Source organism: Kordiimonas sp. (assembly GCF_965216265.1).
GTDB lineage: Bacteria > Pseudomonadota > Alphaproteobacteria > Sphingomonadales > Kordiimonadaceae > Kordiimonas.
Map to the genome: position 1 here is coordinate 2,266,520 of NZ_OZ244153.1, position 22,046 is coordinate 2,288,565.

Below are 22,046 nucleotides of genomic sequence, written 5' to 3' on the forward strand. Positions count from 1 at the left end.
GCTGGCAAGTTCCGGGTGGAGCGGACGAGGAAATCATACCACTCGGACACTACCCATGATCTGTTCGGCGGTAGCCCGGAGCATGAACAATCGAACAAGCCACTCCGTATCGGTTTGGCTGATGACTTTGCTAACGTGATATCTGGCGTCTGGAACGATCGTGTTCCTCACCGTGGTTTGCGTTAGGCGCCTGTACCGGGTGAGTTTATTTCGGCTACTAAACTATCGAGCGCGCGTTTGGGGGGGGGCTGTACGCATCATCTCAACCTTGGTTCAGGTTCATGTTACTGTCAAATTTACACTTACAGGCTAAATTCTGCCAATGCAGTTGATGTCGCCAGAGTGAGGACAATAGAAGGAGGGTACTTTTCCGCCACACCATTGGAAAAGCCCTCAATATCTAGGGAAGAATTTTTGCTACGCGGCTGTGTCTGGATTTCAACATTGATCGCGCGCAAGCTAGACCATTGTGCTGAACTTTACCGTCTCGAGCTCACCTTTGACCCGTAAGAGTGGAGCGCGGTGTGCCGAGCGAGTTCCGTTGGCATGAGGATATAAAGCCCCGAGTTGCAGCACACACTCTCGTATCGAAGCGACCCAGTTAGTGGTGAAACATTTATTGCTATTGCCGTTGTTCTGTTCTGGCGCACTTGGAAAGGCAAAGTCTTCCTGACGCTTCTAGGCTAGAACACATTGCGTCATAAATGCAGCATATACCAATGCTCGTATACCACATGTCCGAGCAGCTTCGGCCTCCGCACTATGTGAGACCGTTAGAAACATGACCCCTTCAGGATTCGCAGCGGCTTTCTTAATTTTCTGTATCGTCGGGGGGGCAATGTTATCAAAATCTTTGACGTTTTCAATCCAACGATTTTGACATGTGTGGGCGCGAAGCCTTTCGTCCAAGCATGGTCCTTCACTGACTATTATAGTACCCGACCAGCGGTGATTTGGAAGCAACTCTGCTACTAGGCTAGTGATAAGTTTGAAGCTCTCGATGGATTTCACTCTGAGGTCGGAGCGCGAGTAAATGAAGCCTTTAAGTACAGCGTGACACCACTCTAAAACTTGCGTGTTGTCGCCACATTCAAATTTCGTCTGGAGTATGTCACATATGTAATGCGACAGAGCCTGCGCCTTTGGGCTTCTTGGTGTAGGTGGGTTAAAACAGGACAAAGCCTTACCTTCATCCCATTCCTGATTATGAAATTTGTATCCGTGACCAGTTTTTTCTGAAAGCAGGCGTTTAGCGTTTCTTGCTATCCTCTCAAGGTCTGGAAGAGGGATGCCAAATTCCGTCGACACCAGAGAAAGTGGGCTGTTGTTTGCAATATGCCTCAAGGCACATTCGTACACCGCAAAAGGAACCTCGAAGTCGCAGCTGAGATTGGGCTTGCTTCTCCATTCCGTGTTGGCTTCAGCCGGAACTATAGCATTATAAAGGTGTGAATGCCGCGTAGCTAGCCGGCGCTGAATGTCTGCGTGGGACAGGTCTCTTAGTTGGTTGGTTCGGAATTGAAAGCACTTTTTTAGAAGAGTATGAACAAGAGGCTGTCTCCAAACCGCTCTGTTGAGCTTCTCGTATATTATATCGCTTGTGCTGTGGTTGTAGGTGAGATGAGTTTGATTGGGCGCCGTGTGTCCCATTGCACGTGCTAAATGTTTGTAACTATCCCGGCGTTGCCCCGCATGTGCTGAAAAAAAACGGGCAATATTCTGGATTCTGCCCTGTGTGTGTCCAGTAAACTGTCGTGCTAGCCCATGTTCTCCCTCAAGGATGAATGCTATGGCAGTGGCAAAGCTATGACGCAGCGAATAGAAAACAGCCTCAGAGTTTCGCGTGGTTTGCTTCAACCCAGTTCCGATAATTTTGCTCACCGCGGAGCTACTTATCTTAAGGTCAGCGCCCCTGAAGCCAAATAATAGGCCTTTGGGGGGCGTATATACGGCTGTGCGGCGATAGTATTGGCGAAACAGTGCAAATTCTTCTTCTGAGAGCATATTCTGCGGATAAAACCAGCGAAGTGAGTAGGGTGTTTTATTTTTACCGAACCTGTTGGCACGCGTGTGACCAGCCCACTCAGACAATGGATCGATATTGCAAATCTGTAGCTTTAGAATCTCTCCCAGTCGAAGCCCACATCTATATGCTATAATGGTTATCAGTTTGAGTTGGGTTATAAATAACTTGTCGTAGGGTAGAGTATCGAGAGTACACAATAGTAACTGGAAGTACCGATAATCCAGCGTAGAGGTACGTACAAAACCCGCCTGAATCTGCGACTTTAGGAAGGGAAGCAACTCTTCGCTTGTCGCAAGGTCATGATGAGTAAAGCCATAGGTGTAGATATTGCGGAGGTGGTCCCGGAGTGTTTCACAGTGCTCATCAGTTTTAGCTAAAGACAATGTTTGATGGAGTTTGGTGTGCAACTCGCTTGCGTCCATCTCAAATATGTCATCGTATCCGAATGACTTGGACCATGGTGACCATATTGTAGACAAATAACTGTAGGCTGAGGCGACATTAATCGAGCTTTGAAGTTTGACGCACAACCATCTAATCAGAAGGTCTGTTGACGTGGGCCAAATTTTTTCAGGGTCATCCAGTAAAGCTAGTAGATGCCCAACCGCTACCCGCGGACTTTCTGCCGCGTTCAAGGTGCTTAACAGCTTTTTGTATAGTTGTTCCAGGTCTGCCGATTTGAGAGGTTTCTTGCTATCGACAACTGGCTCGGTGAGTTCATAGGCCGACAATCGAGAGGATTGCGAAAAATCGATCGCCGCTGGATATAGATCTAGGTTAACAAAAGATTGTCGATCCGCGCAAAAGCTGGGTACTAGTCCACGGGTAGTGTCGCTCAGGGTGTGGCTCAAGGAACGGTCAACGTAGGTGTAGGTCAACCAGCGCGCTGTCTCACAGAAATCATTGAAGTGTGGAAATAGAAAATATTGGTTCTCATCCTGCAATAGATACTGTCTAAAAGAAAAGTAGAGAGAATTTGGGGTGCGTTCTTGAAGCCTATTTTTCTTTCGGGAAAAGATATAGACGAGTTGCAGCGTCAAGACATCTAGTGAGACCCGCTGATAAATATAGGGCTCACCATTGATCCGGAGATTATGGAATCCGTTACGGGTTCGCGTTTTTAGTTCAAGATAGGATCTATCTCCAAGTAACTCTAAAAAGGGTCTTTCCGAGAGCAGCAAGGTATATAGTGCCATGAGGTTTGCCGGGGCGTACACCGCGCTACGCGTCGCGGCCGAGTATATGATTAGGTATACAAGCTTTTCGGAATCCAGCTCCTGACCATTTGAGATGAGTTCTAGGTTAGCCTGAAAAATACTTTCCCAAGAATGAACCGCGGCACATTGTTGAGCCCATCGCTCATCATTGAATCGCCCATGATTATTGTTCTTGGCGCACATTTAAGCGGCTTTCCTTCTGGGCTTAAGCGAAACTGAGAAAGGATCAAAGACCTTGATGTTGAGGTCTCTGAGTAAATGATCGATCGAAGCCCTCACGGCGTCGAGCTGCTGAAAGGATTGGCAGCTAAAAAGGTCGGTTGATCCGTCGAATTCGCGAACGTGGCCTAACATCGCCTTTAGGTCTTCCTCAATCAGTTTTTTGACCAATTGGGTGTATCCGAAGTGGCGAGCAAAGTTCCGTTTCAGGCCAAAAATATTTTGTATGAAGAGATCGTCGGAAAAGGCGCATTCGAAGCCGCCCTCGTTCGAGATCGTGAATAAGAAAGGTGCATTTGTGTCGGGGTTGAGCACCTGTTCCAGGCGCTCAAATAAGTCTCGATCACGTGCTCGGCTGCGCTTCTTTATATGTTCAAGATAGCGACGATAATAGCGAAGCTGCTTCATAACGCTATGGGGTAGGGGAACAATACGGCTACCCCCTTTCTCTCTTAAGATCAACAAGCCATCATTAAAATTAAAATCCTTAAATCGTATTGGCTGTCGTCTTTCTCCCCGGCTAGCTGTGGCAAACATCAGGACTATTGATACGTAGGATACAAACCAATTATGGTGCGCAAAAAATCCATTAATTGACCTGATTTCGACGCTGCGTAAATCAGCATAGAATTCAGATAGTATGACTGTGACAGCCTGTTTTTTGAGGACATGAGCTGAGCCTATTAGCTTATCTGGGAGATTTATTTTTGGCACGAATAATCCGAGATTCTGTACAAAATGAATGTATGGTGCCAATAAGTCGCCAGTGCGGGCTTGCAGGTAATGAAGGCCAACTTCCTCAGAGATTATACTGCCCGTGAGGTATAGGAAGTGTGAGGGCTTGCGACTATTTTGGCGAAAGTGATGCTTGGCGAACGCGCTGATCTTGGAAAGGTTAACTGGGCGATTCAGGTCGACAGTAAGACACTTGAGGACTGCACTAACGTTAGCACAGCTATTTGCGCTAGAGGGAATAAGCAAGTGCTCACTTAAAACCGGGGGCACCGGGTAAACTAGATCCTCGGTGGCCGTGGTCTCAACCATCATTGGGGAGGCGGTATAAGAAGTTTGTCCAGAGAGATCGTCGCGAGGTACGCCCGGATGATAAGCAAGACATAGCACCCCGTCTATTTTCCTCCAGTATAATACAGGGCCTGGGCAGTTTCGGGATCGATGACGTTTAATTTTAGAGATACGCTCAATCGAAATTCCAGAGATGAGACTGAGGACAATTTGGGCGGCTATTTTTTTGTCAATCGATGACCTTCGCCTATCATTTAGAAACGATCGTGCTTGGTTTACAACCCTCTTGGCTTCAGAGTTTTGGAGATACTCATAGCCAAAAGGCGACAGCAACTTTTGGCGGGAGATTCTGTTTTTTTGTGCAGTTTTTGAGCATTTTCTTGGCAGAGACGTAGGCATCTTTCTATTCCCCGATGTCAAAAAGTTGCGGCATGCGATCTTGTTGGATCACCGATTTCCGGTATTGGGGTATCGGAATTGCCTTGGGGGGCGTGAGTTTTTCGTTAGCGGCGGGGTTTTTAGTTATGGTTGTTGGTGCGCTTAAAGCATCAAGCAAATAGTGGACTCTGCTTTTTTGATCTTTGAGGAGTTGGTAATGCTGCATTGCATCAATGAGGTAAGTTTCAACGGTACCAGTCAAATCCTCACGGCTGGGCTTTGCACATACCAGGCATTTAACAGCCAGGCCGTTCAATGCTTTTTTGGGATAGTTATCAATGATATCTAACACTGAAAAATCTCTTATTAGGAAGAATCGAGATCTATCCTTTTCGCATTGAACAGCAGTGATCAGGAGACTTTGAAGGTAATAAAGAGCGTTTTTTTTACGAGGTAAAAGGGCTCGATAAACGTAGTCATCATTACGATAATACTGGCAAATTGTGGACTTTAGTTCAGGAAGAACGGCAAGTTCAATTGAGTCCAGCTCAAGTCGCACAATTTGGCCTACGGGGAGTTTTTTCTCAATCATCAGTTCCTCCGAAAAGTTACAAAACCATAATAGCTGGGGGCTAAGTAAGTTCCGGAAAAAAAGTGATGGCTGTCCTCAGGAATATGCTGTTGGCAACAATAGTCCACGGATAACGTGGCGACGCGGACTGTAACTCGGATTGTGTACCACACGCTATGTCAATAGATATCCCGAACCCGAAGGCTTATGAAGGAAGTATCTGCGGAGTATTCCATGGGAGGTCTGGTCACTGAGAACGATGGACAGCCTCGCAAATGTATCGTCTAGTGTCCGTTAGGGGGGGTGAATTCCTGAAAGTGGTGAAACTTGACTTTGTGCAGGTAAAAGAGGCCGTAAGTATTACGGTGTCATCCCTGCTCACAGCCTATTCGCAGACTCCAGTTGGTTGAAACAGGGTACAACGGACAGGTCTACAGATGTGTTACTGAGGCGTGGGCAAGATCCTACGCATGTCCATGAGGCTCTGTAGCAGTATGTGCTGGACAACAAATGTTGATTATGAAGGGGTTTTCCAAATGTCAGAATATACATTCGTAGCCAAGTCGAGTCCCATGGATCCGCAATCTACCGGCGAGAAGGATTCGGGGAACGAGTTTCAGCCCGATAAGGATAAAACTAGAGCAAACTTGGACCTCGTTTTGCGTCAGCTGGTAAGGGCGTTGGCTCGGCAAGCAGCTAGGGAGCATTTTGAAGCCGCCAAGGGTACCGTGCATATGGGGAACGACTGACCATCCCCCTTGAATTATAGCCGAGCAAACAGGGTGATATATATCGGTGGCTTCCTGCGTTCGGCAATATCTACATGCGAACCGTAGTCAGTCCATACGAGCGGGTTTCTCAGCTCCTAGGAGGATGATTCCGAACTATAATGCATTAAAAATGAAGCCGGATAGCGAGCTATCTGTTCAGCAGGTGGACGAGCTTTAGCAGCAGCCTATGAACGTCGTACTCTAGCAAAAAAAATGCTTGATCGGATGGCAATGTTGACAGGAACAAGTTATGAGTAGACCCCACCTAGCCAAGCTTACTTTGGTCCGTTGATTTTTTTATACGAATTAGGCACCTGCTATGAAAATTCTGCAAATTTTTGGTACGCGACCGGAAGCGATCAAGATGGCGCCAGTGGTGCATGTGCTGGAAGCTGCAGAGGGTATCGACAACAGAGTCTGCATCACGGCGCAGCACCGCGACATGCTTGATCAAGTACTTGGTTTTTTCGACATTCGGGTTGATCATGACCTTGACGTGATGCGCGAGGCGCAGGGGCTGGCGGATGTAACATGCCGTGTGCTTCAGGGTGTTAGCGCAGTGCTAAAGGCAGAGAAGCCCGATCTTGTGCTTGTGCACGGTGATACCAATACCACCATGTCCTCCACACTCGCAGCGTATTACCAGCAAATACCGGTTGGCCATGTGGAGGCGGGGCTTCGCACGCATAACCTGTATTCGCCCTGGCCTGAGGAAGCCAATCGCCTCATCACGGATGGGTTATCCGCGCTTTGTTTTGCGCCAACTGAAGGCTCCCGCCAGAACCTGCTCAAGGAAAACATTTCGGTGGAAAAGATTTTTGTCACTGGCAACACAGTTGTGGACGCCCTTTTCGTGGCCCGGAACAAAATCACTTCCGACGCAAAGCTAAGCGCAGAATTTGAGCAGCGGTTCTCGTTTCTGGACAGCAGTAAAAAGCTCATCCTCGTCACCGGCCATCGCCGTGAAAGTTTTGGCCAAGGTTTTGATAATATCTGCGATGCTTTGCTAGAGCTCTCAAAGCGGGACGATGTGGAAATACTCTATCCCGTACATTTGAACCCAAACGTCAAAGGGCCAGTGCACGCCAAACTTTCCGAGCTTGCCAACCTGCACTTGATCGAGCCACAAGATTATCCAAACTTTGTCTACTTGATGGATAGATCATATCTGATCCTGACAGATTCTGGTGGAGTGCAAGAGGAAGCCCCGTCGCTCGGCAAGCCTGTATTGGTGATGCGGGAAACGACCGAGCGGCCAGAGGCTGTGGCCGCTGGCACCGTCAAGCTTGTCGGTACCGATAAAGATAAAATCGTAGGTGAAGCAACAGAGCTTCTAGACAATCCTGCACACTACAGCAAAATGGCAGCAGCCCATAACCCTTATGGTGACGGCACTGCGGCGGCACAGATTCTGGGAGCCATCAAACATGCATTCTTATAAGTCTCTTTGTGTCGTAGGGCTCGGCTATATCGGCTTGCCCACGGCTGCTGTTTTTGCCAAAGGCGGGCTTCAGGTAACGGGCGTGGATGTTAATAAACGCGCTGTTGATACCATCAACACAGGGCAGGCGCATATCGTTGAGGTTGATCTGGATGGCCTTCTGCAAGGGGTGGTATCAAACGGCAGTCTGAAGGCGCAAACCACACCTGAAAAGGCAGATGCTTTTATCATTGCCGTGCCCACCCCATTTATGGCGGACCATAAGCCGGACCTCACCTATGTTGAAGCGGCCATCAAGTCGGTGGCGCCTTTTGTTGAAGCAGGTAACCTGATCGTACTCGAATCCACTGTGCCCCCGGGTGCTACCGACAAGATGGTCGCTTGGCTTGAAGAAGTCCGACCGGACCTTAAGGATGGGTGCGGTAGCAAATATTTCGCGGCTCACTGCCCTGAGCGTGTATTGCCCGGTCGTGTGCTTATTGAGCTGGTACAGAACGATCGCATTATCGGTGGTGTAACGGACGAGTGCGCCTTGCGTGCTGAGGCGCTTTATGACGTGTTCCTCAAGGGAGAGTGTTTCCTCACCAACGCCCGTACTGCTGAACTGGCGAAGCTTTCCGAAAACGCGTTCCGCGATGTGAACATCGCGTTTGCAAACGAGCTTTCCCTTATCGCAGACAAGCTCGATATCGACGTGTGGGAGTTGATCCGGCTGGCCAACCGCCACCCCCGGGTCAACATCCTTCAGCCGGGCCCCGGTGTTGGTGGCCACTGTATCGCAGTTGATCCTTACTTCATTGTTGATAGCGCGCCTGATGAAGCCAGACTTATTGCGACCGCGCGGCAAGTGAATGAGAGTAAGCCTGAGCTTGTGATCAGCAAAATCAGACGTGCCGCCCAAAAGCTCAAGGCACCAACGGTGGCCTGTTTCGGCTTGGCCTTCAAGGCGGATATTGATGATTTGAGAACAAGCCCGGCACTGATGATCACTGAGCGTGTCGCCCGCGACCTTGATTGCAAGGTTCTGGCGGTCGAACCCAACGTCGACGAGCTACCAGATAACCTGAAAGAGCTTGGTGTCGAGTTTTCCAGTTTAGCAAACGCGCTGGAGCAGGCGGATATTCTGGTACTGCTCGTTGACCACAAACCGTTCAAGCGCGTGCCTGCTGGCAAACTTGCCGAGAAGATCGTCATCGACACCCGGGGAATTTGGGCGTAGGAACATCACCTATTGAGCCTAATGTAAACGATATCCAAACTCTCCTTCTGTAGCAGGTAGTCTGACTGATTTTGAATAGCCCTAAGATTTCTCGACACTTGCTTTGTTAAAAATGAAGCAAGGAGTTCATGTATACCATCAGGTGTTCGTTATATGGAAGAGTTCAAGCGTGACCCAGCCGCGCAGGTTGTCGATCCAGGTTATTCGGTGTTCAGAAGTCGATGAAGAATTTGCATAACTTCCACTGGGATGAATTGGAATTGACTTGGTCATGGCCCGTTTGGCCAAACAAGTCTGTAGGCATGCCGGTGAAGAACGAATTCCTACGAACCAAGGGAGGCGCCGCAGGACGAAAATGACCTTCGACCTGCCTGCGACCTTTCTTTTTTGGCTAGCGTCTTTGAAAAGATGGAAAGTCGTCAAGCTGTGTCCAGAGTGGCCGAACGGTAACCCGATTCGGAACAATATCTGCAGAAAATAGTCACCAGGTGTCGCAAATTTTCTGTCCTGACAACAGGGACAGGCGCAGCCAAGCATGTCGATCAGGAAGTTGAGGACGAAGATCGGTCGGGTGCTAGCTATAGGCGTGTCTTGCATCCAGTGCTTTATGATTGTCCAGCCGTACGCCGACTCGCCATGGTGGCGATGGTGTTGGCCAGCGAGAGCGATGATGTCAGCCCGGGGGATTCGATACCGAACAGGTTGTAGAGGCCTTGGACGCCGTGGTCCGCGGGCCCGGAAATGACGAAATCGCCAGCCGGGTCGCCCGGCGCGGTGATCTTTGGACGGATGCCAGCGAACGAGGGGGTCAGGCGATCCTTTTCGGCGTCGGGCCAATAGTGGCAAATGGCTTCGTGGAAGGCGGTCTGTCTGCTGGCGTTCACCTCGAAATCCGGTTCTTCCATCCATTCCACATCGGGGCCAAAACGCGCCTGGTTCGCCAGGTCGAGCGTCAGGTGAATGCCCAGCCCGCCGGGTTCGGGGACCGGATATATTAGATGACTGAAGGGCACCTTGCCCTGGTAGGTGAAATAGTTGCCCTTGGCATAGTAGAGCGTTGGCACCAAATGCGCCGGCAGGCCTCGGATGGTGGCGGCAAGGTGGGTGGCACCTAGCCCGCAACAGATGACCACGGTTTTTGCCGCGATCGAAAAGGCGTCCGGCCCGCCGGTGTTGAGTGTAATCAACCCGTCTGCCGCGTGGCCGCTAAGGACAGGAGTTTGGTAGGCGACGGTTCCGCCAAGCGACTCGAACTCCCCGATCATGGTCAGCATGAAGCTATGGCTGTCGATAATGCCGGTTGAGGGGCTCAGGATTCCTGCGATAGCGTTGGCAGCGGGCTCCAGGTCGTGAACATCGGCTGCGGATAGAAGCGCCAGGTCATGAACACCGACGGCCTTGGCATGCGCGATCAACTGCTCTAGCACTGGACGCTGGACTTCGCTTGTTGCGACAATCAGTTTGCCGCATTGCCGGAAGGGTACGCCGCGGTCTTTACAGTATTGGTAAAGGGCATCCCGCCCCCTGACGCAGTGATAAGCCTTGAGCGAGTTTTCAGGGTAGTAGATGCCGGCATGAATCACTTCGCTGTTGCGGGATGACGTCTGGGTGCCAAAACTGGATTCACCGTCAAGCAGCAGTACTTCCCGGCCCTGTTCCGCCAGCTGTCGAGCCACCGCGATGCCGACGACCCCGGCGCCAATGACGATGCATTCGACTTGTTCCACTAGCCATCCAATGTGTTGCGGAAGCCTTTTGGGTTCCTGTTAATGATGAGGCGGTTTTATATGGCTTGAAGCTGGTCGCGGCCTACGATCACCCGTGACTGCTGGCCCAGAATGTCCATCAGCACCCAGGCGCGTTGGTCGGGTGCGATCTTTTCGATCTCCGCAACGAAGTTGGCAAAGGGGCCGGTATTCAACCGAACCTTGTCGCCTGGGTTGAGGTCGCTCGGCGGCAAAAACCGGTTCGATGCGTCGCAGCGCAGCATCAGCTGTGTTACCAGGTCGGTGGGAACCTGCGCCGGTTCCTTGCCAAAGCTTACCAGCTTGGTGATGCCGTGCGTGGAATTGACAGAATGCCAAAGCCCGCAGGCGACGTCGAAGGCGACAAAGATATAGCCCGGGAACAGGGGTCGCAGCCGGATGGTGAACCTGCCCTTGCTGCACTTTGTTTCTTCCTGCATAGGCAGGAAGGTCTTGAAGCCCTGTCGTTTAAGGTTCCGGTTCGCGATTTGCGCACTATTTGGTTTCAGCTGGACCAAAAACCACATTGTTCCCTGTTCCTGAAGCATCTCTAGCCGCCTGATTTTCCCCTGCAGGATATGTACCATTCAAAATTGAACAATAGCAAGAAACATGTGATAGTGTGCGAACCAAACTGAAAGTCGGACGCGTTTGTTTATGATGGCACACCGGGCAGAAAATGAAACATTGCCGCAGTATCGTCTGGCACGGCATCATTCGGTGCCAGACCCCTCTCCAAAGTTGATTTTGGGCTTTCCGCCAACCGCCCGATGTGATAATGCTCAAATCTGAACAATGTTGCTTATTGTCTCTTGGTTTTCCATCCTTTCGCATCCAAGGCGCCTTGTGGGCAGTCCTTGTGCGGTAGCCTTTGTTGGGGCGTCTTTCTGATGGCGGGCAAGCGTAGCAAGATGGCTGAGGATGTCCGCTTCCGCATCATGCGACTACTGCATGACAATCCCGAAATGACCCAACGTGACCTTGCCGAGCATGTCGGCATCAGTGTGGGCGGCACGCACTATGTGCTCAAGGCGCTTATTGAAAAGGGCCTGGTCAAACTCGGGAATTTTTCGGCGGCGGAAGACAAGAGGCGATACGTCTATATCTTGACACCCAAGGGGATAGCGGAAAAGGCCGCCATCACCAAACGGTTCCTTGCGCGCAAGATTGAAGAATATGAAGCGCTCAGGGCGGAAATCGACTCGCTCAAAGACGAGCTGGCCCACAGGAAGACTAACTATGACGTTAGGCTCGGCAAATAGCCGCTATCTCTAGTTCGCAATTAAGAGGCTCTTTTAAGATATGAGGAATGCATGTTTGATCTGGAGCTTGTAAGCGCTCGCGTCGCTGTAATCGGCCTCGGTTACGTGGGGCTTCCTTTGGCTGTCGAGTTCGGCAAGGCCCGCAGCGTTGTAGGGTTCGATATCAATGAGAAGCGGATCGGCGCCCTCAGGGTCGGTCACGACGCGACGCTTGAAGTTGACGCTGACGAGTTCAAACAAAGCAAGCATCTGACTTTCTCACACGATCTTTCGGACTTGGCATCCTGCAACACGTATATCGTGACGGTGCCCACGCCCATCGATGCGCACAAAAGACCTGACCTGACGGCTCTTATCCGGGCATCGGAAACCATCGGCAAGGTCTTGAAGGACGGAGATGTGGTCATTTTCGAATCTACCGTTTATCCGGGGGCGACAGAGGAAGACTGTGTTCCCGTGCTGACGCAGACATCCGGACTGACCTTCAACGAAGACTTTTTCGTCGGCTACAGCCCTGAGCGGATCAACCCGGGCGACAAACAGCATCGCCTGACCACCATCATGAAGGTGACATCGGGTTCCACGCCGGCGGCGGCCGATTTTGTTGATGCGCTTTATGCCTCAATCGTGACCGCCGGTACCCACAAGGCGCCGTCAATTCGGGTGGCGGAAGCCGCAAAGGTGATCGAGAACACCCAGCGGGACCTCAATATTGCTCTGGTGAACGAGCTTGCGGTGATCTTCAACCGTATGGGCATCGATACAGAGGCTGTTCTTGAAGCTGCGGGCACCAAATGGAACTTCCTGCCATTCCGGCCGGGACTTGTGGGCGGGCACTGCATTGGTGTTGATCCTTACTACCTGACCCACAAGGCGGAGGCGATCGGCTACCATCCACAGATTATCCTGGCGGGTCGCCGCCTGAATGACGGCATGGGCGCTTATGTCGCGGGTCAATTGGTCAGGGAAATGCTCAAGCGCCGCATTCACGTGAATGGCGCGCGTGTTCTGGTCCTTGGACTGACCTTCAAGGAGAATTGCCCGGACCTGCGCAACACTCGTGTTATTGATGTGATTGGCGAGCTTGAAGACTTCGGTGTCCAAGTCGACGTGCATGACCCTTGGGTGGACGCTTCGGAAGCGCAGCATGAATATGGCATTTTACCGGTGAGCGAGCCGGAGGCTGGCGCCTATGACGGCATTGTGCTGGCGGTTGCCCACAGTGAGTTCCGTGACATGGGCGCCGAGGTGTTGCGCACTTTCGGCAAGGAAAAGCACGTACTCTATGACTTGAAATGCCTGCTTCCCATTGGGCGAAGCGACATGCGGCTTTAAGGGAGGGCGCGGCATGAAACACTTCGCATTGATCGGCGCTGCAGGCTATATAGCCCCGCGCCATATGGCTGCAATCCGTGCCACCGGTAACGAGCTTGTGGCCGCGCTGGATCCGAACGATTCCGTCGGCATTATCGACAGCCACTTCCCTGAGGCGCATTTTTTCACCGAGTTTGAGCGCTTCGACCGGCATGTGGACAAGCTGCGCCGCGCCAATTCCGGCGGGGCTATTGATTATATGTCGATCTGTTCGCCGAATTACCTGCATGATTCACACATGCGGTTTGGCTTGCGCTCTGGCTGTGACGTGATTTGTGAAAAGCCGTTGGTGCTCAACCCCTGGAACATCGATGGCCTGGCGGCAATCGAAAAGGATACCGGCCACAAGGTGAACACCATCCTGCAGCTCCGCGTCCATCCGTCGATCATTGCGCTCAGAGAGAAGGTCCAGGCGGTGCCGACTGACGCCAAGTTCGATGTCGACCTGACCTACATCACTTCGCGCGGACGCTGGTATCTGCAAAGCTGGAAAGGCGATGTCCGCAAATCCGGCGGTATTGCAACCAATATCGGCGTGCATTTCTTCGACATGCTTCACTATCTGTTCGGCGACCTGCAGGCCAATACCGTGTATGTCTCGGGTGATGCCAAGGCGGCGGGCTATCTTGAATATAACCGCGCCCGGGTGCGCTGGTTCATGTCGCTGGACATTGGTGATGTCCCGGCTGAGCTGAGAGACGCCGGTCAGCGAACCTTCCGGTCGATCACGGTGAACGGCGAAGAGGTCGAATTCTCCGGCGGTTTCACCGACCTGCACAACCGCAGCTACGAGGAAATTCTGGCTGGTCGCGGATTCGGCCTGGAGGCCAATCGCGTGGCTATCACCACGGTGTCTGATATCCGCAACGCCACCCCGGCGTCGCTTGTGGGTGACTATCACCCCTTCATCAAAGGTACTGCGGCATGAGTTTTTACCAGCACCCCAGTGCCATCGTGGACGACGGCGCCACCATCGGCGACGGATCGCGTGTCTGGCATTTTGTCCATGTGTGTGGCGGGGCACGCATAGGCAAGGGGGTTTCACTCGGGCAGAATGTCTTCGTTGGCAACCGCGTGGTGATCGGCGACGACTGCAAAATCCAGAACAATGTTTCTGTTTACGATAATGTCACGCTTGAGGGTGGTGTTTTCTGCGGCCCCAGCATGGTATTCACCAATGTTCATAATCCGCGCGCCTATGTGGAACGCAAAGACGAATACCGCAACACGCTGGTGCGTCGGGGTGCCACACTGGGCGCCAACTGCACGATTGTCTGTGGGGCCACCATCGGGGACTTCGCCTTTGTGGGTGCTGGCGCTGTGGTAACCGGTGACGTGCCCGATTTTGCCCTGATGATGGGGGTACCTGCCCGTCACGTCGGATGGATGAGCGCTTACGGCGAGCGGCTTGAACTGCCACTTAAAGGTGACGGTGAGACCGCCTGTCAGTACACGGGTGATGTATACCGGCTGACGGATGGAGTGGTTACGCGAACCGTAAAGGATGCGTTGTGATGCAATTCGTTGATCTTGCAGCGCAGCAGGCGCGTATCAAGGAGCAGATCGACGCCGGGATCGCCCGCGTTCTGGCGCACGGTCGCTATATCCTGGGACCCGAAGTAGCGGAGCTCGAAGAAAAGCTGGCGGCCTTTTCTGGTGCCCGCCACTGCATCAGCTGCGCCAACGGCACGGACGCGCTTCAGGTTGCCCTGATGGCCCTTGGTGTTGGCCAGGATGACGAGGTCATCATGCCAGGCTTCAGCTATATCGCGACAGCGGAAGTGGTGGCGCTTCTAGGCGCCACGCCGGTTTATGTCGACATCGATCCAGTAACCTACAATTTAGACCCGGCTGGCCTTGAAGCCGCGATCACCGAGCGCACTAAGGCGATCATGCCCGTCTCGCTCTATGGGCTTTGTGCAGACTTCGACGCAATTGGGACCATTGCTGCCCAGCACGGTATCCCGGTGGTGGAAGACGGCGCTCAAAGCTTCGGTGCGGGTTATAGGGGTAAACGGTCCGGCAACCTGTCGACTATTGGCTGCACCAGCTTCTTCCCGTCAAAACCCCTTGGCTGCTACGGCGACGGCGGTGCCATTTTCACTAATGACGATGACCTTGCGACGGTGCTCAGGCAGATTGCTCGGCACGGCCAGGACCGGCGCTATCACCACATCCGGGTCGGTGTGAACAGCCGACTTGACACGTTGCAGGCTGCCATCCTGTTGCCGAAGCTGGAGATCCTCCAGGACGAGATCACGCGACGCAACCAGGTGGCTGACCGCTACAACAGCCTGCTGGCGGGGATCGGCTTCAACGGCACACCGGCGGCGGTGCCGGGGTCGGTCAGTGCATGGGCGCAGTATACAGTGCGCGTTACCGACCGAGACGCGGTGCAGGAGCAGATGAAACAGGACGACGGTATCCCGACTATGGTGCATTATCCGCTGCCACTCAATCGGCAGCCGGCGGTTGCGGATGTGGGGGCCTCGTTGCCTCACACCGATGAAGCAGCTGCCATGGTCATGAGTCTACCGATGCATCCCTATCTTATTGAGGATGACCAGGACAAAGTGGTGGACGCGCTGGCACGCGCCATAAAGAGTTCGGCGGCCCGAGGCCCATTTGAGCTTATTGATACTCGGTTTAACGGAGTTGTTTGATGGATTTGAAAGGTAAGAAGTTTCTGGTGATCGGTGGCGGCGGCCTGATTGGGTCCCATACTGTGGACACACTGCTACGCCAAGATATTGGGGAAGTGATCATCTATGACAACTTCGCCCGGGGCCGGCATGAGAACCTGGCTGATGCGCTGAAGGATCCACGTGCCCGCATCTACGATGTCGGTGGCGATATCCTGCAGGCCGACATTCTCGATTCCGCCATGAAAGGCATCGACGGTGTGTTCCATTTCGCCGCCCTGTGGTTGCTGCAGTGTCATGAATACCCACGATCGGCTTTCGAGGTGAACGTCAAGGGCACCTTCAATGTAATGGATGCTTGTGTCGCCAACGACGTGAAGCGCCTGATCTATTCATCTTCCGCGTCAGTGTACGGCGACGCGGTGACTGACCCGATGGACGAAGACCATCCGTTCGACAACAAGAATTTCTACGGTGCCACGAAGATATGCGGCGAAGCCATGCTGCGGGCATACCACCACCGGTACGGCCTCGATTATGCGGGCCTGCGCTACATGAATGTCTACGGCCCGCGCCAAGATTACCACGGTGCCTATATCGCCGTGATCATGAAAATGCTGGATGCCATCGACAAGACCGATGCACCAACGATTTTGGGTGACGGTTCCGAAGCCTTCGATTTCGTCGCGGTTGAAGATTGCGCTCGGGCCAACGTTTGCGCCATGGGCTGCAATGCCACGGACGATTTCTATAATGTGGGTACCGGCAAGCGCACATCCCTGAAGGAACTGGCCGAAAAAATCTTGGAGCTGACAGGATGTGACCGGGACATCCAGTACGCACCGCGTAGCCAGGCTACCTTTGTACGCAACCGCATCGGTTGCCCGAAGAAGGCTACGGCGGAAATCGGTTATACCGCGCAAATTGACCTCGAAGACGGTCTGCGCCGTCTGATTGACTGGCGCGCGGCCCACAAGGAAGAGGTTGAGGCGCGCCGCAACGCGATGAGGGCCGGTTCATGAGCGGCCCTCGTGGTATGAATATTCCGATCGCCCGCACGTCGCTGACGGAGATGGAAATCAACAGCGTGCTTGAGCCGCTCAGAAGCGGTTGGCTTGTGCAGGGCACCCAGGTTGCCGCGTTCGAGAAAGCCTGGAACGAGTTTACTGGCTCGAAACACTCTATCGCGGTGACATCATGCACCACGGCACTACATCTTTCCGTGGCAGCGCTGGGCCTTGGCCCCGGCGACGAGGTTATCGTGCCGGCCTTCACCTGGATTGCCACCGCCAATGTGGTGGAACATCAGGGCGCGACGGTTGTTTTCTGCGATATCGACCTTAATACCTTCAACTTGGATACTGAGGCGCTCGAGGCGGCGATCACGCCGCGCACGAAGGGCGTTATTCCTGTGCACCTGTTTGGCCTGGCGGCCGAGATGGATGCCATCAACAAGATTGCCGCCAATGCCGGGCTCTGGGTTGTCGAAGACGCCGCCTGCGGCTTTGGTGGTACGTATAAGGGCAGGCATCTAGGCACGCTTGGCGACGCCGGGGCATTCAGCTTCCACCCGCGCAAGTCCATCACCACCGGCGAAGGCGGCATGATTACGGTGCAGGATGACGAGCTGGCGACCCGACTTCGCAGGCTTCGGGACCACGGGGCCGCCCTATCTGACCTTCAGCGGCATCTGGGTCCGAAGCCTTATCTGCTAGCGGATCACCCGGACGCCGGCTACAACCAGCGCATGACCGATATTCAGGGCGCGCTTGGCCGTTCCCAGATGGAACGGGCGGACGACATCCTGTCGGAAAGGCGGCGCCTGAGCAAGGTCTATGACCAGGCTTTTGCTGAGCTCGACTGGCTGCAGACGCCGACAGTGCCCGAGGGATGCGAGCACGGCTACCAGAGCTATCCCTGCCTGTTCAAGCCCGAGGCCATCACACTAGATTCCATTGAACGCATCCATGAAATGCGCAATGCTTGGATGGAAAAGCTTCAGCAGAACGGCGTCTCCACGCGGCCTGCGACGCACGCCGTTCACATGCTCAGCTTCTACGCGAACAAGTATGGCCTGAAAGTAGAGGATTTTCCCAATGCCTATGCGGCGGCCCAGTGCAGCATTTCACTGCCGCTGTTCCATGGCCTGACTGATGAAGAACAGGCTTATGTGATCGCGCAGGTCAAGGAAGGCTGTCGTTAATGTGTGGTATCGCGGGCATTATCAGGCTTGATGGCGCACCGGTTTCTCCGGTTGTCCTGCAGCAAATGACCGATTCCATTGCCCACCGTGGGCCCGATGGGCAGGGGCACTGGATCGAAGGCAATGTGGCGCTTGGGCATCGTCGCCTTGCGATCATTGACCTGACGCCCGCAGGTCACCAGCCGATGATCAGCGCCGACCACCGGTTTGTGCTGAGCTATAATGGCGAGATCTATAATTTCCGCGAGCTCAGGGCCGAGCTTGAGGCCCAGGGATACTGGTTTCGGTCACAGACCGACAGCGAAGTGGTCTTGAATGCACTGGCGCATTGGGGTGCGAGGGCGCTCGACCGCTTCAACGGCATGTTCGCTTTTGCCCTGTGGGACCGCCGCAAACAGACGCTCTTGCTCGCGCGGGACCGTTACGGCATCAAGCCGCTGTATGTCGCTCAGCAGGGCAAGGTATTGTCTTTCGGCTCAGAACAGAAAGCCATTCTGGCTCAGCCGGAATTTGAGCGGAAGCTCGATAAGCCCGCCCTGCTCGAATATCTGACGTTCCAGAATATCTTTACCGACAAGACGCTCCTCGATGATATTCACCTGCTGCCGCCCGGTCACTATGCCACCATCGACCTGCGCGAAGACACGCCGAAGCTGACGCGCACGCGTTATTGGGACTACCATTTTCGCGAACCTGACGCCCCAGTCGACCGTCAAGAATATATCGAGGAACTGGACCGGCTGTTTACCCAGGCTGTGCAGCGGCAGCTGGTGTCGGACGTTGAGCTGGGCAGCTACCTGAGCGGTGGCATGGACTCAGGGTCCATCACCGCGATCGCGGCGCAAAGCTTCCCATACTTGAAGTCCTTCACCTGCGGATTTGACCTCAGTTCGGCCTCGGGGATCGAATTGGCGTTTGATGAGCGGGCAAAGGCTGAGGCCATGTCGGCCCGCTTCAAGACCGAACATTATGAGATGGTGCTCAAGGCTGGTGATATGGAACGATGCCTGCCAACCCTGGCCTACCACCTTGAAGAACCGCGCGTGGGCCAAAGCTACCCCAACTTCTATGCCGCCAAGTTGGCTAGCAAGTTTGTCAAGGTGGTGCTGTCGGGCACCGGCGGCGACGAAATGTTCGGTGGCTATCCCTGGCGTTATTATCGCGGGGCCAACAGCCGCAACTTCGAAGAGTATATCGACGAATACTACCTTTATTGGCAGCGCCTAGTAGACAACAGACATCTGAAGAAGATGTTCGCGCCGGTGATGTCCGAGGTGGACCATGTTTGGACCCGGGACATTTTCCGCGACGTGTTCGCTACGCATGAGAATTCGCTTGATCGCCCCGAAGATTACATCAATCATTCGCTCTACTTTGAGGCGCGTACCTTTCTGCACGGCTTGTTTGTGGTTGAAGACAAACTTTCTATGGCGCATAGCCTTGAGAATAGAGTGCCCTTCATGGACAATGACTTGGTGGACTTCGCCATGCAGTGCCCCGTCAGCCTGAAATTGAACAATTTGAGTGATGTAGTCCGAATAAATGAGAATGAAGCGGGCAACAAACAGGCTAAGTTTTTCCAGAAAAGCAATGATGGTAAGCAAATCCTGCGAGACATGATGGTCCGCTACATACCAACTGAAATTACAAGTGCTGAGAAGCAAGGGTTCTCATCACCAGATGCTAGTTGGTTCAAGGGCGAGAGCATGGAATTTGTCAGACGCAAGTTGATGGATAAGCATTCGTGTTTGTACCATGTCCTTGACAAGAGTGTGGTTACTTCTCTGGTTTCTGAGCACCTTCGAGGTGAACGGAATAGGCGACTACTGATATGGTCGCTATTAAATGTCGAAGAATATTTGCGTAAGACAGTTTTGCTATGAAAAATACCCCACAAGTTGGTTGGTAACTGAACTGCCTTGGGATCGCCAGCGACCCCCACCTCTGAGTCAAGATTGCCGCTCGTGAATGTGTTAGGTAGTAGGTGGAATCCTGTATAGAGAGGTCTGCTGAATAATGTCGGATATATTGATTTTAGCAGGGCTTTTTCTTTTGTGCTTCATACAGCGTTTTATGATAGCTTGGAAAAATCCAACAGCCTTTGATTCCTATGGCCACCTGTATTTTGCTGTATGTGTTAATGAACAAAAGGTAGGTCCCTTCGGGTCTATTCATCCGGCGGTAGTTGGCGGAGACACTTTCAACCACCCCTTTCTGTTTCATTGGTTTGTCGGACTGTTGGGAAGGGAATGGTTACTAGCTTCTCAGAAGATAATAAACCCTGTACTCGATTCGATTTTTCTGGTTTTTGCTGCCTTTGTGCTTCTTAGAAATGGCGTTGTGCAAAGCGATGTCATAAACTGCGGATTGTTATATGTGTTCACTCCGTTGTGGTTTTCGAAGATTTCGGTTGGGCCAAGAATTGGAGGGTTTACTCCTCGACTTTTATCAGAAGTATGCATAAGTCTCCTCATACTAATTTGGTTTTATCCTGCATTTGACTCTGGCGCTGCCAACATCTTGTTACAGATATTTCTTGTCGTTATAACACTTTTGTCCTCTAAGTTTGGCGTGCAGGTTGTTGTGATATTGGTGTTTGGAGGCCTACTCTTAATCGGGCCGGTGAGCAGTATTCCCATATTAGTATTGAGCTTTCTTGTTTCTGCAATAGTGTCAAAGGGTCAGCTCTTAGAAAATCTGCGATCTCAATTTGATCATCTAAAGTGGTATTTCAGAGCAACAAACCGGGGCCAAATTTTTGCGGCAAACAGAAACCAATTTTCACGGCTTTTTGTTTGGGAGCTAAAGGGCTCCTTTAGGCAAAATATTGGGAGATTGATTCTAAACTGGCTGGCAAGAAATTCGTATACATCAACAGTCATCAAGGCCCCCATCCTATTGATCTTCTTATACATTGCACTCACTGAGCATCGTTCTAGTTTGGTGGATGCCCAAACCCATTGGCCAGCATGGGCAATAGTGATATTCGTATTAATAAATCGACCTCTTTTTTTGTTCTTAGGGGAGGCTGAACGTTATATTAATCATTGTGCCTACCTTCTGGTACTCTGCGTGGCGTTACGTTTTCCGGAGGTGGAAGGTACTACCTATCTGAAGGTACTAGTCATTTATGGCGCCTTGTTTTGGTTGGCCGAAATATACTTCATTAATTTTAAAGGTTTACATCGCTTAGAAGATGAAACGGCGTCTGACCGATGTATAAGCATCCTCAAAGCTGAAGATGAAGACAAAGTTGTGGCGAGCTTTCCTTACCACTTCGTTGCACCTTATAGAGTAATGCTGGAGACGAACCATGAGGTGTTTTTCCCAATCATTTCCGGTCAACAGGCGCAAAAGAATCAAGATCGCTATGAGAGTGTATATCCGTACCTTGATCTCGAACGTTTGAATGAGTTGTATAGTGACTGTGGTGTAAACACCGTCGTCATATCACTTAAGGAGTTAAGGCTCCGGTATCCTGATTGGCGAATACCCAGTGGATGGGGTGTTCAATTGTTTGAAGTTGAGGATATGGTCATTTTGCAGCGTCCATCCGAATGAATACTGTCAAAAACTTAAAAAAGCTAAGCTCTGACTCGGTCATTTATGGTTTGGCATCTGCACTTAATGGCATAGCGGCTCTGTTGCTGTTTCCTGTTTTAAGTAGGGGATTCGGAACCGATCTATACGGAGTGGTTGACCTCTGCATATCGTTGATTGCGTTACTTTCCGCAATATACGTGTTTGGTGGGGAATCGGCACTTTTGAGGCTCTATTTCCATTATTCAGAGTCCAAGGAGCGCAATATAGCCGTCTCTCAGGTTAACTTTCTTGTTTTAGTTTGGGGAAGTATCTGGCTTTTAGTATCACTTTTTTTTTCAACGCCCGTTTTCAGAATGATCGGGCTTAGTGATTATTTGGAGCTTGTACCGTTTGTCGCTGCCTCCGCGATGGCT

16 protein-coding genes are annotated in these 22,046 nt (G+C 52.1%); 11 read left to right on the top strand and 5 right to left on the bottom strand.

Features of this window, described 5'->3' with window-relative positions:
• Positions 1–678: 678 nt before the first annotated feature.
• The 3 genes from ACOOGA_RS10495 to ACOOGA_RS10505 form a co-directional block, all read right to left on the bottom strand.
• Positions 679–3,222 (bottom strand): tyrosine-type recombinase/integrase, encoded by a 2,544-nt coding sequence (locus ACOOGA_RS10495; RefSeq protein WP_420428630.1) that lies wholly within the window; start codon positions 3,220–3,222, stop codon positions 679–681.
• Positions 3,223–3,426: 204 nt separating this feature from the next.
• Complete coding sequence (locus tag ACOOGA_RS10500; protein ID WP_420428632.1) at positions 3,427–4,509, bottom strand: hypothetical protein; 1,083 nt, start codon at positions 4,507–4,509, stop codon at positions 3,427–3,429.
• 379 nt (positions 4,510–4,888) lie between these two features.
• Complete coding sequence (locus tag ACOOGA_RS10505) at positions 4,889–5,455, bottom strand: hypothetical protein (protein WP_420428634.1); 567 nt, start codon at positions 5,453–5,455, stop codon at positions 4,889–4,891.
• 1,068 nt (positions 5,456–6,523) lie between these two features.
• On the opposite strand from ACOOGA_RS10505, the gene wecB reads away from it, so the two are divergent.
• Both wecB and wecC read left to right on the top strand, forming a co-directional pair.
• Positions 6,524–7,645 carry a non-hydrolyzing UDP-N-acetylglucosamine 2-epimerase gene (gene wecB / locus ACOOGA_RS10510; RefSeq protein ID WP_420428636.1) on the top strand — a complete coding sequence of 374 codons (1,122 nt, stop codon included), beginning with the start codon at positions 6,524–6,526 and terminating at the stop codon, positions 7,643–7,645.
• Positions 7,632–8,864 carry a UDP-N-acetyl-D-mannosamine dehydrogenase gene (gene wecC / locus ACOOGA_RS10515; protein ID WP_420428638.1) on the top strand — a complete coding sequence of 411 codons (1,233 nt, stop codon included), beginning with the start codon at positions 7,632–7,634 and terminating at the stop codon, positions 8,862–8,864. Before wecB ends, wecC begins: the two co-directional genes overlap by 14 nt.
• 605 nt (positions 8,865–9,469) lie before the next feature.
• Here the strand turns inward: wecC and ACOOGA_RS10520 are convergent.
• Both ACOOGA_RS10520 and nusG read right to left on the bottom strand, forming a co-directional pair.
• Positions 9,470–10,591, bottom strand: coding sequence for an NAD(P)/FAD-dependent oxidoreductase (locus tag ACOOGA_RS10520; protein WP_420428640.1), 1,122 nt, complete (start codon positions 10,589–10,591; stop codon positions 9,470–9,472).
• 56 nt (positions 10,592–10,647) lie between these two features.
• Positions 10,648–11,157: a transcription termination/antitermination protein NusG gene (nusG, locus tag ACOOGA_RS10525; protein ID WP_420428642.1), complete on the bottom strand. Its 510-nt coding sequence runs from the start codon at positions 11,155–11,157 to the stop codon at positions 10,648–10,650.
• 342 nt (positions 11,158–11,499) lie between these two features.
• Here nusG and ACOOGA_RS10530 point away from each other — a divergent pair, with 342 nt between their 5' ends.
• The 9 genes from ACOOGA_RS10530 to ACOOGA_RS10570 all read left to right on the top strand — a co-directional run bounded on the left by ACOOGA_RS10530 (position 11,500) and on the right by ACOOGA_RS10570 (position 21,651).
• Positions 11,500–11,871, top strand: a complete 372-nt coding sequence (locus ACOOGA_RS10530) for a MarR family EPS-associated transcriptional regulator (protein WP_420428644.1) — start codon at positions 11,500–11,502, stop codon at positions 11,869–11,871.
• A gap of 51 nt (positions 11,872–11,922) precedes the next feature.
• Positions 11,923–13,206 (top strand): Vi polysaccharide biosynthesis UDP-N-acetylglucosamine C-6 dehydrogenase TviB, encoded by a 1,284-nt coding sequence (gene tviB / locus ACOOGA_RS10535; RefSeq protein ID WP_420428646.1) that lies wholly within the window; start codon positions 11,923–11,925, stop codon positions 13,204–13,206.
• Between the two features lie 13 nt (positions 13,207–13,219).
• Positions 13,220–14,173 carry a Gfo/Idh/MocA family oxidoreductase gene (locus ACOOGA_RS10540; protein ID WP_420428648.1) on the top strand — a complete coding sequence of 318 codons (954 nt, stop codon included), beginning with the start codon at positions 13,220–13,222 and terminating at the stop codon, positions 14,171–14,173.
• Complete coding sequence (locus tag ACOOGA_RS10545) at positions 14,170–14,760, top strand: acyltransferase (RefSeq protein ID WP_420428650.1); 591 nt, start codon at positions 14,170–14,172, stop codon at positions 14,758–14,760. The genes ACOOGA_RS10540 and ACOOGA_RS10545 overlap by 4 nt, the downstream gene beginning before the upstream one ends.
• Positions 14,760–15,908 (top strand): DegT/DnrJ/EryC1/StrS family aminotransferase, encoded by a 1,149-nt coding sequence (locus ACOOGA_RS10550; RefSeq protein ID WP_420428652.1) that lies wholly within the window; start codon positions 14,760–14,762, stop codon positions 15,906–15,908. Before ACOOGA_RS10545 ends, ACOOGA_RS10550 begins: the two co-directional genes overlap by 1 nt.
• Complete coding sequence (locus ACOOGA_RS10555) at positions 15,908–16,909, top strand: NAD-dependent epimerase/dehydratase family protein (RefSeq protein WP_420428654.1); 1,002 nt, start codon at positions 15,908–15,910, stop codon at positions 16,907–16,909. Before ACOOGA_RS10550 ends, ACOOGA_RS10555 begins: the two co-directional genes overlap by 1 nt.
• Entirely contained in the window at positions 16,906–18,090 is a 1,185-nt protein-coding gene (locus tag ACOOGA_RS10560; protein ID WP_420428656.1) for a DegT/DnrJ/EryC1/StrS family aminotransferase, read from the top strand. Before ACOOGA_RS10555 ends, ACOOGA_RS10560 begins: the two co-directional genes overlap by 4 nt.
• A complete protein-coding gene (asnB, locus tag ACOOGA_RS10565; RefSeq protein ID WP_420428658.1) occupies positions 18,090–19,973 on the top strand; it encodes an asparagine synthase (glutamine-hydrolyzing) in 1,884 nt (627 codons plus the stop codon). The genes ACOOGA_RS10560 and asnB overlap by 1 nt, the downstream gene beginning before the upstream one ends.
• Before the next feature lie 133 nt (positions 19,974–20,106).
• On the top strand, positions 20,107–21,651 hold the full coding sequence (locus tag ACOOGA_RS10570) for a hypothetical protein (RefSeq protein ID WP_420428660.1): 1,545 nt from the start codon (positions 20,107–20,109) through the stop codon (positions 21,649–21,651).
• Positions 21,652–22,046: the final 395 nt, after the last annotated feature.